This is a genomic window from Mycobacterium triplex (assembly GCF_000689255.1).
Lineage (GTDB): Bacteria > Actinomycetota > Actinomycetes > Mycobacteriales > Mycobacteriaceae > Mycobacterium > Mycobacterium triplex.
Map to the genome: position 1 here is coordinate 3,986,012 of NZ_HG964446.1, position 13,492 is coordinate 3,999,503.

6 protein-coding genes are annotated in these 13,492 nt (G+C 62.0%); all 6 read right to left on the reverse strand.

The genetic code is table 11. The annotated features are described in order from the left end of the window. Positions 1–536: 536 nt before the first annotated feature. Genes brxL through BN973_RS18585 form a run of 6 tightly spaced genes read right to left on the reverse strand, consistent with a single transcriptional unit; the run spans position 537 to position 13,287 of the window. Positions 537–2,999, reverse strand: a complete 2,463-nt coding sequence (gene brxL / locus BN973_RS29985; protein WP_051641339.1) for a BREX system Lon protease-like protein BrxL — start codon at positions 2,997–2,999, stop codon at positions 537–539. Beyond that, a complete protein-coding gene (pglZ, locus tag BN973_RS18565; RefSeq protein WP_036470023.1) occupies positions 2,996–5,311 on the reverse strand; it encodes a BREX-1 system phosphatase PglZ type B in 2,316 nt (771 codons plus the stop codon). Before pglZ ends, brxL begins: the two co-directional genes overlap by 4 nt. Then, positions 5,308–8,484, reverse strand: coding sequence for a DNA methyltransferase (locus BN973_RS18570; protein WP_036470025.1), 3,177 nt, complete (start codon positions 8,482–8,484; stop codon positions 5,308–5,310). Before BN973_RS18570 ends, pglZ begins: the two co-directional genes overlap by 4 nt. 11 nt (positions 8,485–8,495) lie before the next feature. After that, positions 8,496–11,963, reverse strand: coding sequence for a BREX system P-loop protein BrxC (brxC, locus tag BN973_RS18575; RefSeq protein WP_036470026.1), 3,468 nt, complete (start codon positions 11,961–11,963; stop codon positions 8,496–8,498). Next, positions 11,960–12,523: a hypothetical protein gene (locus BN973_RS18580; protein WP_036470028.1), complete on the reverse strand. Its 564-nt coding sequence runs from the start codon at positions 12,521–12,523 to the stop codon at positions 11,960–11,962. The genes brxC and BN973_RS18580 overlap by 4 nt, the downstream gene beginning before the upstream one ends. Then, on the reverse strand, positions 12,520–13,287 hold the full coding sequence (locus BN973_RS18585) for a hypothetical protein (protein WP_036470030.1): 768 nt from the start codon (positions 13,285–13,287) through the stop codon (positions 12,520–12,522). Before BN973_RS18585 ends, BN973_RS18580 begins: the two co-directional genes overlap by 4 nt. Positions 13,288–13,492: the final 205 nt, after the last annotated feature.

Below are 13,492 nucleotides of genomic sequence, written 5' to 3' on the forward strand. Positions count from 1 at the left end.
CCTTTTGGGATCGCAACCTGAACCGCTCCGGGTCATCCAGTGCGTCCGCGCCGAGGTCGTCGCTGTCATCAGCGCGCTCGAGCATGCGTTGTCACCGCTTCCGACGTGCAGCCCGTACACGCGGGCCAGCTCGTCGAGCAGACGGCGGCACTGCCCGCCCGCGCGCAGGTTGCCAGTGGCAGCTCTCGGCGTAGGCCACGGCGAACAGGATGATTCCTGAGCATCAGTGCCAATACTCCGGGGGTAGAAACACGATCCGGGTTGGTCCAAAGACGCGCCGCCGCCGCAACTTTGGCACCCCTACCCGTCCTGCTCTTTGGCCGGCGCTAGAGCTCTCGTCGCCGAGGGCTACGACGCTGTTGGGTCGTTTCGAACGGGACCCCATGTTCATCGGCACAGTCGTAGTACTTGACGACGAAGCTCGCCTTCAAGCACATCACTTGGATCAACAATTAGCCGTGTGTAATCAACTGACGCGCAGGCCGGCTTTGACTACCAAATCGATGCGCGGCCACGCCGCTTCTCGATGGATTCGATCACAGCGACGAGCGCAGCGTGGCGAGCACAGACCTCATCTCCGCGGCGGTCTGGAATCGACTCTTGCGATCGCGCGCACAAGCTTTCCCCAGAAATTCCGCGAGGCCTCCGGCGAGGTCACTTCGGAACTGACGTGGATCTCGTGGGTCCGAATCTAAGGTTGGTCGAGCGTGAGGGAATGGGTGCTGGCCATCGCACAGCAGTTCATAAAGTGTGACGCCCACAGCGAATAGGTCGGTGGAGACGTCCCACCGCGTTAGGTCGGCATCTGGGGGTTGGTAGGGCGGTGTCCCCGATACAGTCTTCACTGGGTCACCAACACGCGAGGCGATGTTGAAGTCGAGGAGTTTGGCTCCAGCCCGTGTGAGCATGATGTTCTGCGGCTTGATGTCCCGATGAACGAGCGCTTTCTCGTGTAGCGACATCAGCTCGTCGTACTCGTCGGCGCTGATCTCGCCTTCACTCTTCTTGTGGTTGAGCACTTCGATTCGTTCTGTGTCTGGATGAAATGCGGCCAGCGCGTCGAGTACGTCCAGCGCTACATCGACTGCCTCACGGCCCCGGAGATGCTTACTTCCGTCGACGTAGTCGGCGAGTGACTCGCCTTCGACGTATTCCATGATGAGGTACCACTCGCTGTGGTCGGTACGGTCGGCCCAGATGACCTTCACGACGTTCGGATGGTCGACCTTGCGGAGTGCGCCGATCTCGCGTCGCACAGCGTCGTATCCGGCAGCGCTATCGAACAACTTGAGCGCACGCTGCTCGCCCTCGACAACGTCGCGCACCCGGTAGACCTTCGAGAATCCGCCGCTGCCCAGTACTTCCTCAACTTCGAATCGGCCGCCGATCGTGTCACCTACGGCGTAGTCGCGAGCGTGCACGCTCGAGGTGACCTCGCCGGGGTCCGGGGCTGGGAGCACCTCGCTACTCGCTGCGCGGGCGCCGGTCTGCCCGTCTCGAGTTTCGCGTTCGAGTTGCGCACGATGCGTGAGCGACTCGTCGCAATAGACGATGACCTCTGGCGCGCCTCCGATGCTGAAAGACAGGTCTGTTTGGCCGAATTCGTCGGCACCGATGAAAGCCTGGGCTTCCTTGACGCGCCGGCGTGACTCCAAGGCGATGGTTGCCGCCCAGGCGAGAAACTCGGCGGGTACCTCCATCTCCGGATCGGGGTAGAGGAGTCGAAGTAGCCCGTCGACGGTGTTATTCGCTGCCTTGCGGTCGCGGCCGCTCAATTGGTTGCCCCACTCGAGTCGACCTTGGGTGGCGTCAAGGCGGGATGCCCGACGGAGCCGGCTCCACACCTCAGCTAGAAAGTCGCTGACGAACCCAAAATGATCGGTGAAGTAGCTGGGGTCGAGCTTCGGGACGTCCCAGCCCGGTATGTACGCGTGGATGCGGTCCATAAAGGCGGTGTCATCGCGCATCTCTTTGGGCAATGGTCCGAGCAAGTGGCCGGTCCGGAGTTGGTGCCAAACATCAACGTCGAAGTTTCCCACCATGACGATACCGCCATCGGCGCGGATCGACTCCTTGCCCCTGCTGAACTCTCCGGACTCCATGTAGCCCTTCAAGATATTGACTCCCTCCTTCTGATCGAAGGAGATGCCGGACACCTCGTCAAAGCAGATCACATCGTACTGTGCGACCAAGCCGCGTCGCCCCGTGTTCATGTTGACGAACATGTTCGCGATGGTCGCCTTACCGCCAGACACGAGGTGGGCGTATGGCGAGATCTGTTGAAACAAGTGAGATTTGCCAGTTCCACGCGGACCCAGTTCAACAGCGTTGTAGTTGTTGACGACGAATGGGACCATCCGCAGCAGCAAGATGTCCTGCTGCCGTGGAGCGAAGCGCTGAGGGTCGAAGCCAACACTGCGCAGCAGTAGGTTCCTCCACTGGTCCAAAGTGAAATGCTTTCGACCCGAGGTGAATACGCCGACTGCGTCATGAGTGGACATCTGGATCGGTCGGATCGCCTCGACGCGGAACGGCTGTCCGCCTTGCTGCTGGGCGAGCGCGGCGATGTACTCCAAGGTCACCTCGGCGTAGAAGCCGCCAGTCAGCATCCGTTGGTGCTCATTGACCAACTCAGCCGAGATGTGGATGTCGTTGAGTTGCAGGCTCGGTAACTCGGCTTTGTAGGAGTCGCTGCGAGCGTCAAGACGCGCTCGAAGAAGATCGATGATCTTCACCCGTCCCTTGTCCCGGGCGCGGTGTTTGAATAGTTCTTCCTCCCCTGCGCGGACAGTGCGTTCCTTCATCGAACGCTGCACCATCTCCAGTCCCGCTGCGACTTCGTCGGGATCGGTTGTCGCGCAATAGCGTCCGAGTAGAAACTCGCCGACGTAAGTTGGGACTGGGTATTGGCCTCGGAATTGTTGGGCTAGGTCTTTCTTGACCAGATAGCCGTCGAACGCTTGTGAGGCAAGAAAGTCGAGGTCGTCGAGCTGGGTCATCGGTTCTGTCCCACGGTGGTTTCGCGTTGAACGAGATTCGTGCCGTCGGCGTCGACGACAACGAGCTGAGCCGTTACGCCCTCGAGGTCCTCGTCTTCAACCAGCAGAATGACCTTGCCACTTCCGGTCGTAAACCGAGCCGCGTCAGCGATGCTCGATGCCGCGTCGCCGGCCTGGCGGCGTAGGTCAACCTTGGCGCCATCCGGCAGGTCGGCGAACTCGACGACAAGGGTGAGCCCTCGCCACTTGATGCTGGTGATCTCTGCGCGCGTACTCACCTTCGTTGCCGAAGCCGTGACGGTTAGCCGGGGCACGAAACACTCCTGTGGGCTTACTCCGCCGTGCTCGTACGGCTGGTTTGCCTCGAAGCATGAGATGCCAGGCGCGATGGCGATTCGGACATCGTTGTCCCACTGCCACGGCACGGTTGGAACTTCGACAGACGCACCGTCCTTCAGGCGAGCGCAGCGGCCCTTCTTCATGACAGTCGCGGCAACTGGGAGGCTCTCGTTCTTGGGCAGGCCCGACGGCAAAAGGACCCAACCATGGTCGGTAACAATAGTGACGACGGACCAGCCGGCGTCCAGCAACTCGCGAGTCCGCCGTGCGATCCTGGTGACCTCGCCCTCGATCTCTTGGGCAAGCCGAGTGCCGGCGTGGTGGCCCTTGTGATCGATCTCTCCGGTCTCCGTCCACGCACGCCCGGAAGGGTCTCCGACCTCCTGTGAGGTGAGTACCTGCACGTCCGCCTCGGCCAGCAAGGAACGCAAAGTCTGAACGCCGGCCGCCGCCCCACTCGAGATCCGGCAAGCGTCTAGCGCCTCACCTGGTCCCAGGAGCGCCTGGTTGATCGGCACCAAGACAGGCTTTGCCGTTTGGGTGACTGTCGGTAACGCTGCCAGGCCAACGTCCGTTGTGACTCTCGCGCCAGCGCCTTCAAGCCGCTCGACCAGCAGGTGAGCGACATCGAGTCGCAGACCGTCGATAAACATCACAACTTGGCCCGCCGAGGGATTCGGTGCACCGCTCGACGCATAGGTGCCCGAATTCGCCTCGGGGCCGACCGCATCCTGAAGCGCTTTCGCACCAGCTTCGAGCCAGGGCCTGTACACCGCTTCCAACGCTGCAGCGATGGCTTTCACGTCGGGCTGCTGATCGACCTCGATGAGTGCCTGCAGCGCTTCGCGATCGATCCTCCACCCATCCGTCGCGTAGCTCTTGCGAAGTTGTTCGACGCTGCCCGTCGGTGGAGCCGAGGTGCATTCCGCGGCTAAGGCGGCCAGGTGCTCAACGGCGAAAGCAAGGGGCGACTGTCCCAGTTGCGCCCACACCGATCCGCGCCTCTCACGGTGAGCCTGCTCGAGCTGTGCGATCTCCCTAGCTGCGCCAGCGGCTGTTAGAGAAGGCAGATCAAGTAATCGATTCCGAAGCTGATGTTCGGCCGCCTCGTTGTCTTGCGGCCAGGCCAAACCGGACGGGGTGAACAGCTCCATTGGTCTTGCGTCGCGCAGTCGCTGCTGGATGCCCGGATAATCGCCCGGCGATTCTCGGAAACGCTGCCACACCTGCTCCCAAGAGCCTTCCGCTGCGCCAAGTCTGCGGGCTGCTTCAATCACCCCGGCTGTTTCCGGGGCGAAGTCAAAATCTGACTTGCACTGTGCAACAAAGGCGTTCCAAGCAACGTCGCTCAGTTCCTGCCGCACACCTCCGGGGTCATCGATCCACTGCAGCAGCAGCCGGATAGGATCGGGATTGAGCAGACCATTGAGAAACGCTGCATCGATGTAGCGCTCCTTCAAACGCGTAATGGGTAACTGCACCACATTGTCTAGCCCAGCGATCAGAGCTTGCGTCGTCGGGTCGTCACCAGCGACATTAAGGCCGAGCCCGCGCTCCTGATTGATCAGCAGCGCACGTACCGTCCAGTCTTTGCCACTCGACTGTGTGAACCACTGGCTTCGGTGCTGCACCGAAGCCAGCGGGGCAAGAGTCTGATCATTTGCAGCCACGGACCGAAGGTCATCGCGCGCGACACCCGGCAGATAGATGACGGGAAGACCGCCCGGGCCGTCGACCTCAAGCGCGCCGGCTACGACGCATCGAAGCCAATACGCCGGGCCAGTACCCGCGGACGGGTTATGTGGACCAAGTGTCAGTACTCGCCGTCGTTGGCGAAGCCGTTCAATCAAACCCTCCCACTGTCTGCCCTTGTCCGGCCACAGGATTGCGACCGGTGGCACGAAGACATTGCTGTCGCTGCTTGCCGCTTCGTCCAGAGCAACACCGAGGCGGTCGAGGACGGTCTCTGTCATACAGAACCACCTCGTGATGCTCGCTTCTCGGCAGTCGTGAGGTGGCAATCGTTTAGTCGCTCCGATCCATCAGCATTCTTGCCGCGATCCTTCCGCCAATGGATGCTGAATGAAGAGCGCAGAATCCCGGCCTCGACGAACGGCCGCACGTTCATACGCACGCCATCGTTGAGGTCTGGATCCCATCCGATGGCCTGTTCTGCCAATGACTTCCAGCGTATGTAGATGTCATACGGCGGGTCGCCGTCGAGGATCAGTTCGAGCGACTTTCGCAGCTCCGATGCGGCTGCCAGTCGAGCCTCCGCCCCAACCGCGTCGTCGCGCACTTCCGCGCGCTGGCGTTCGATCCAGTCGCCGAGATAGGTGTAGGTGAGTTTCTCGAGCATCTTGCGATCGAGCCGGTGGTAGTTCACCAGCGCCGCGAAGCCATTGCGCTGGCCGTCCCAGATGTGCCACACGAACGGCCTGTGGCCGAAAAGTGCACAGTGCTGTTTGAAGCAGTCATCCCGTAGCCAGTCGTCTAGGTTGTTCTTCTTGCTTCCCGTCGATTCCAAGAGGTTCTTCTGCTTGGCTGAGGACCAGGATTGGCCGAATGCCGTCGCAAGCAGTTGCTCGAGCCGCTCGGCGGCCGGCGGCTCACCTGCGACCGAGGGAAGACAGGCGATCCCGTCGGCGTCGGTGAACGCACTGAGATCATCTGAGTCTGACTGTTCAGGCCACCGATAGCCCAACAGCCGCGCGACGGCCACATGAAGTGGAGCCGTCGAAGCGTCGGGTCGGCCCCCAAAAAGCCACTGTGTCGGATCAGTGGAATCTGGCTCCGGGAGTGGCCCATCGTCCTCGGCAACCTTGCGCCAGTGCTCGACATCGAATGGCACAAGTTCAAGAGCGCCGTTGGTTACTTGAGTAGACGAAGCGACCGAACGAACGGTAGGGACAAATTGATCAGACGTGCAGAAAGCCCACAAAGCGGGGACCAACTCAGCATCATGGGGAACGACTGCTGCGGCGTTTGTGTCGAACCGATCACCAAGGTATAGCGTCCGACTAAGGTTGCCCATCTGCGTCACGGACACGCCGAGATGCCCCCAAGCCTCTTCCCCCCTGACCGCGGACCCAGGTTCATCGACGACGCCGCCTGGCCGATCCCAACGCACCACCGATTCTCGACCAACATATGGCGCGGTTACGGCAGTCGAGGACTGAAAACGATGCCATGGCCGGTCGACATGCGGCAGCTCCCAAAATTGCCGTACGTACCGCGGTGTGTCACCCGTACTTGTTCCTTGAAGACACCGCGCGATAGAACCGAGCAACACCGACGAAGTGGCGACCGGTACCGGCAGTATCCGACTCTCGGGATTGTCTTGGTGTGCGCTCTGCAGAAAGGCTGCGGTGTCTGACTTGGCCAGGTCCCGAGCCTTCGTCGCAAGCGATCCGTTTCCAATGTCAATGACGGATGTCATTGCCTTGTCGCTGGGCTGTTGATGCTCAAGAACGGACAGCACTGTCGGCATCTTGAAAGGTTGGCCACTCGACTGCGTCTGCCAGACGTTGTTGCCAATCCGGGCGAAAAGCCTGTAACTGGAACTGTGTAAGACCCATTGTCGCAGATCGGAATAAGTCGACTTCTCCTGCCAGTTCTGGGGTGTAACTAGCGCCACTGTCGCCACCCGCGCCCACCGCAACAGCATCGCAGTCGCAAGGTCGCCACGACCTTCGGCCAGATGCGAGTCGCAGTACGTCCGCAGCACCGCCGATTGCTTCCCACGGCTGAGAAACGGCACGTTTGTCGCGACGAGCGTGAAGCTGCGAGTGAGCAGTTCTGCTGCGCGCCAAACGCCCGACACGTCTGCGGCGAGGACCGACGCCGCGGGGTCGTGTCCCTCCTTCGTGAATGCCCGCTGTGCAGAAGGCAGCAATTCTTCCCAGTCGACGTCTTCAAGCGAGATTTGCGACCCGGTCGGACCGCTGATCTCTGCAGCGCGCCTCGGGTCGATCAAAGAACCCAGCGTGTCGGCGTCTTGAAAGAGGATGTGCAACCGTACAAGGGCGTCTTCCAGTCGTTGATCACCGTTAGCCAGTGCCCGCCACTCCTCAGCTGGTGCCTTCACGGGGATACCAGAACACGCGACGTTCGGCACTGGGATTTCGCGCCATTCCCCGCTCGACTTCCACGCCTGAAGCGCCAGTGCGAACATCGCGATCTGAACGCAGCGGGGGTCAAGCTCCAGGCCGAAGAGGTTGTCGCGCAACACCGCATCTTGCGCGTCGACCGGCGCGAGTCCGTCATCCTCGGCCCGCATCCGCCACAGCATCGAGAATGCCTCGACGAGGAAGTGGCCCGATCCGCAGCACGGATCCATCACTGTGACTTCGCTTATGCGGTCAGGCCAGCTATCGAATGTCCCCGCCGCGGGCTTGCCAGCGTCGTTGAATCGCAGGTACTCGAAATCCTCGACCAGCGAGCTGTCTGGGTGTCGGGACGCCCACCAGGCGCCCAGGGAATTCTCGAGGAGGAATCGGACCATGTAATTCTCTGTGAAGAGCTGGGTCACCGGAGCGACGTCGGCTCCACCGATCTTCCGCTCCGAGGCGTTGACCTCGGCCTTCTTATCCTTCTGCCAGAACTGATAAACCCACCCCAACGCGTCGTCGCAAGTGAACACCTCCGCCGGTACGGCCGCGACGACACCTTCAAGAGACAGCCGGCCTTCAGGCGCGAGGCGCAGTCGGATGCAGGGGTCATCCTGGCGGAAAATACCGGGCAGAATTTCGGCGGCGAAGCGGGCAGCGACGGACCAGCCGTCGGGCGCTCCGAGCGACTCCGCGAGTTCCTCGCAGTCAGCGAGCGTGACCGGCACCCGGTACTCGGGGTGTATGAGCAGGTTGTTCTCGGTGAGAAAGCGGGCGAACAAAAGGCGGTGCCATTGCTCGTAGGCGCATTCCGCGACGAGCAGGGGGAGACCGTCGCCGTGGTCGCCGAGCTGGCGTGCTTTGGCCCGAAGTCCGCGGCGGATCTGTCGGTCGTCCTCGTTGAGGTGGGCGGGGGGCCGTTCCGCGGTGACAGCCAGCCCGGCAAGTGCGGCGCGGACGGCGTGTTCGGAGGCCCGTCGGCCTTTGGTGCAAGCGCCTTCGAGGAGTGTGCGCTGTTGCGAGGTGAGTATCGGCACCGTTCCAGTCCTCAGATGATGACGGTTTCGTCGTTGCCGACGACGTGCTGAAGGAGCTGCTCCTTCAACGCAGCCAGGTAGTTATCGACGTCAGCCTTTGTACGAAGAGTGGCGGCCGGTGGCGTGAAGGTGACGGACTTGGGTTCGTGCTTCTTGGCCGCGGCCGCTCTTGCAGCTGAGACCTTGGCGGGGATGGCCTGGCGGCGTTCGGCCCACGCGTTTAACGGGGTTGCATCTAGCGCCTTAAGCAGCTCATCGTCGGTATGGACAGCTGGAACAGCGACAGCGCTGAGCCCCGCATCCTTCAGTATCGGCGAGCGGTCGACCGGGTCGAGTTGTTGCCATTCGGCCGAGCTTTCGATGTCCGCAATAGCCCTAGCCTGAGCATCTCTTGCCGAAGTTGCCGCGTCGAGCACCGCCGCGCGAAGAGCATCAGACAGCGTCTTGATCAATGGTGCCACCGGATCCGGGGAGTGCAGGAGGAGCCGCTCGGCCTCTATCGCGTCGCGCTGCGCCTTGATCGCAGCGGCGAGGTCGAGTGTGGACGCATGCAGAAGTAGTCGGTCCAGTGTGTGCCACGCTGCTTCCCGGTCGGCTCGTTGCGCCTTGGCGGCCGACCATGCCTTGATGTCTTGGCGCAGCTGCGCGGCCCCCTGAGCGACGGCGCGAATCTGCTGATTTCCGGCGAGCGCGGCGATTCCATCGAGGTGCGAGGTATCCGGTGGTTCAGGCAGGGGCGGACTCCCGCCTGCCCGAGCTGCGAGGTCGAGGAGGTGCTGTACGAGCCCGCTGATGGCCGCACCCTCCTTCCCGGAGGTGTAGGCGACCTTTGCCTCGGTGAGGACGCTTCGCACCGCAAGCTGCTCTTGTTTGGTTGGTGGTTCGTCTTCCTTGAAAAACGTTGCCTTGCCGACCTGGGTGGCAGGAAGCTCCTTGGGGCCGTCGACGGGATGGCCGTCTCGTTCGGCGCGAATATTGCCGCTGGCCAACAGTGCGAGCAGCGCGCCGTCAACTGCGTCCTTGGGCCAGCCGAAAGGCGCGTCGCCAAGATCGCGCTGGAGGTCGCTGCCCTTGGTACCGGACCCGGATGTACGCGCAAGGACTTCCTTGCAAACCGGGTTGGCGGGTACCTCGCCCTGCCAGCCGACCACTGCGAGTGCGTCGGGCGCGCCATCGCGAGCCTTGGCGATGACTTTGCTCCACCCGGGGTCATCAGCGGCGGGGAATTTCGGGAACAGGCGGGCCAGGGCATGGTTGCTTGCGGCTTCGACGCCGGCTCGCATAGAACCGGTGGTGAGCTCATTGCCGCCGCCCTGGAACACCCTCGCCTTGGCGATCACCGTAGCGAACAGATTGTCCAGCCGCTGCTGGCCCTCGAGCACTCTAGACTGCATGCCCTGCTTGGCCTGACGCCCCTCGTCGGTCTGCGGTTCAGGACGTTGGCTCACCGCGTCGGTCGCCGCCGCGTAGCTGGCAAGCGTGTCCGCGATGGCCTCGGCATCGATCTTCGGCAGGAGCACAAACACAATCGGGCTGTCGTTGCCCACGGCTGCCGACGCCTCGCGAACCTTAGCTTCGGTCACTCCCCACTCATCGCGGATCCACACCGGAACCGTGGTGCCATCAGTCGCCGGAAGGTCATCGCCCCAGTGCCGGTTCAGCTTCCTAGGGGTCTTGCTCTTGCCGTGGACCAACTTCAGGCCGGCAAGCTCCGCGTCGACCGCGCGCTGAAGCCAGTCGGTGCGGAGCGAAGACATGCGCGCAGCGTCAGCGCGAATCGAGGCGCGCCGCTGATTGAACTCCTGGGTCCACTCGGCGCCCTCGGCGGTCTGGAGCCGGAACTCGTCGCCGAGCTTCATTACCCGGCCCTGCTCGACCAATACCTCCATTATTCGGGGGACGTCCTTGCGGAGCTTGGCGCCGTCGGATGCGAGGTCTTCGACTAGGAGGTCGGCGAGTATCGGCGCAGTGGCGCGCAAACCAGTGTCTCCAACACCCTCGTGTGGGAGCTGGGAAATGAGGAACACCAGCCCAGCGGCTCGTGCCTTCAGTTCACCTTCCGCGGAACCGTCGTCAAGACCGCGGATCAGCTCGTCGATCTCCTTCAAGAGCACGCCGCTCTGCAGCATGCTGGCGGACTCGGAGTGAAACACGAAGTCGCCGCCGATCACGGTGCCGAGCGGCTGGTTGGCGACGTTGCGAGCGGCCTCGTGCACGATCTTTAGCTGGGTGCGCAGGACCCCGGCCTTACCCGCCTTATCGATGGCCCGCAACGCCCGCTCCCAGAACCGGCGCCGGGTGGGCAGAAGCGGGTAGTCGGCGACGATCGTAGCCTTGTCGGCGCCCTTGGCTTCGATGCGCGTGCCGCCGAGTTGTCGGTCGATTTCTCCCGTAACCTGCTCGAGTGCCGCCTCGATATCGGCCACCTTGTCGGGTTTCTTTCGAAGAACGACCTCGCGGACAACTGTCTCGACGTCGGTGTCCGACAGGGCAACCGGGACTGGAAACCGGTCGATGAGCTTCTGGAGAGTGGGATTAGCCGTGAGTGCAGCTTGACCAGTGGCTACGACGAGCACCTGGCTGTTGAAACGGGATGAGCAGCCTTCGACGAGGTCCTGGACCTGCAAAGCCTTTACGTTGTCATCCTCGATGTACTGCTGCATCTCATCCAAGATGACGAGTGTGAGCGGCAGCTTGCCACCCGCATCGCTCTGAAGGCGCAGGACTTCCTCGAAGGTGTCAAGAGTTTCGTCGTTGGTGACGTCGTCGACCAACGGGAATTGGTTCTGCAAAGCGGTGCTTACTGCTGCGGGGTTCTCACCGAAGCTGGCGCCGGCTTCAATCAAGGCCTGGGCAAGCACAGGCGATACATACAAATTGCGAAGTTCGTGCTCGAATTCCTTGCCGTTTGCCTCGATTGTTGCTCGGACATTGCCGTAGAGGCCCTCTTGGTGCATCCAAAGCGCGAGGCGGGCTGGCGAATACTGTTGAGGTAGTCCGGCCGCGCCAAAGACAACCCCTAGGAATGCGAGCCGCACGGACCCCGAAGCGCCTGACCCGAGAGTTCCCGCGGCAGACCACAGGCCCCCGGCGCGTTTGGCGGCTACAGATAGTTCCTTTAGATGTGCCTGGATCTCCGACGAGAGCGTGGTTAGCGAACGCGCCGATGTTCCTGATGGGAGTGCATAGTCGCGCCAAAGGTACTCAAGAACGCGCATTAGGTGGGACTTGCCGCTGCCGTAGAAACCGCTGACCCATGCCGCCGGCTGCTCTGCCTGGCTCAGATGGCTGAGAAACTGATCGAGGATTCGCTCTAGGCCGCGTTCGTACTCGCCGTCGCAGACGAAGCTACGTAGCTCCCACTCCAGGGTCTCCCAATCGCGATCGTCCTCGGGCTTCTTCACCTTCGCTACGCCGAGGTTGGGAATGTCGCGCTCGGTCGGATCGATCGCGAAAACATCGCGGTTGCTAAAAGTCACAGCAGCGTCCCCTTGTCGGCAGTGATCGGGACGGCGTGGTAGTTCCAGCCGTCACGCCCGTTCAGCAGTCTGTAGTTGTTTTGATCTACTTCACCTGGGAAGAACACGAGCAACCTGCCCGCAATGAGGTCGTCGATCCGGTCGACTAACGCCGACACCTTCACTCGGTCACCGAGACCGAAGAGACTGCCTGCGCCTACCAGCCCGACGACAGTGTTCGGTGTGCTGGACTTTTCGAGCTGCTCGCGCACATTCGTCACAAGAGCATCTAGGAAGCCGGCTAATTCAGGCTGGATCAGCTTCGGGTTGGCAAAGTATGCGTCGCGGTATTCGTGCGCCGCCATCCATTCCTCAAACGCGTTCGTGATATCGATTTGCGCCCACTCGTGACCGGCGGCCGTCGATGCAGTCTCAAACTCTGGCAAGTGAAGTCGCAGTCGGCGCTCGTCCTCCGGTGCGTAGACGGCCATCCAAACCCGCTGCGCTGGGGCGAGGCCAGATGACCATGGCAGCCGCGCGAAGCGCTGATAGTTGCCAATGAGATCGTCGGTGCGGCTCACAACAGGTGTTCCTCCATCGGACGAAGCAACTCGGTGAACGTCACTTCTGAGATACCGCCGCTGTGGCGGAAATCGATGAGCGATCGCTTTGAGGCAGCGGCCGCCATGTCAATGAGGTGAGCCTTGGGCCGGTCCAGCGCACGCGCCCACAAGGTATCGAATAGCGCAGCTCCCGACGCACCCTCCAGGTGTCCGAGTAATAGGGCAAAAGCCGTGGTCGCCGGTGTACACATCGCTCGCTGGCGAACCTTTCCGGTCCTCGCGACTGCGCGGAGATGTCCCGTTTGCTCCCAAGACGAGAAGGTGTTGCGACCGGTTTTCGCCAGGGTCGAGTCACTGTAGGCGTCTGGAAACGTCTTCCCGACCGCCTCGGCCAGATTGGCACTCGTGACCGGATCGCCTGGTTCGCTGTCGAAGATTGCTTGAGCACTTGCCCGGAACACCGGATCACGCGCGAGCGCACAGAGCCCGGCTAGCAAAGGCTGGCCGACGGGGTCGTCGGTCCAGAGACCACTCAGCGCCCGAAAGAGCAACGAATTATTTCGGAGGACGTAGAGCTCGCGAAGGTATCGAAGAGTCCGTCGACGGGACTCGATGGTGCCTTTACCCAGGATGTTGTCCTCCAGCACGGCCTGCTCATAGTCAGAAGCGGCCGCATGCGTGCCGACCTCGCGAAGTAGAAGCTCGAGGGCGGGCACGAGGATGGTGTGGCTCGTGGTCGCCCCGCCACTCCGGTCACCTCGCACTATCTCGGCCGTGGTCATGGCTGTGTCCTCCGCTGATGCCAGTCCTCAATGTCCTGCCGTCGCCAGAGGCGAACACGGCTCGCCGCGAGGTCGACGACAGGCCTCGGGAAGTCTGGGTATCGATGGAGGTACGTCGTGACGCTGTTCGGGTGCGAGAGACGCAGTATCGCAGCGACTTCGGCCGCGCCAATCAAGTCGTCTGTGTCGACTACATCTCCCATAG

Excerpts from the sequence above, each read along its gene's own strand:
- brxL (WP_051641339.1), bottom strand. The coding sequence starts at position 2,999 with ATGACCCAGCTCGACGACCTCGACTTTCTTGCCTCACAAGCGTTCGAC.
- pglZ (WP_036470023.1), bottom strand. The coding sequence starts at position 5,311 with ATGACAGAGACCGTCCTCGACCGCCTCGGTGTTGCTCTGGACGAAGCG.
- BN973_RS18585 (WP_036470030.1), bottom strand. The coding sequence starts at position 13,287 with ATGACCACGGCCGAGATAGTGCGAGGTGACCGGAGTGGCGGGGCGACC.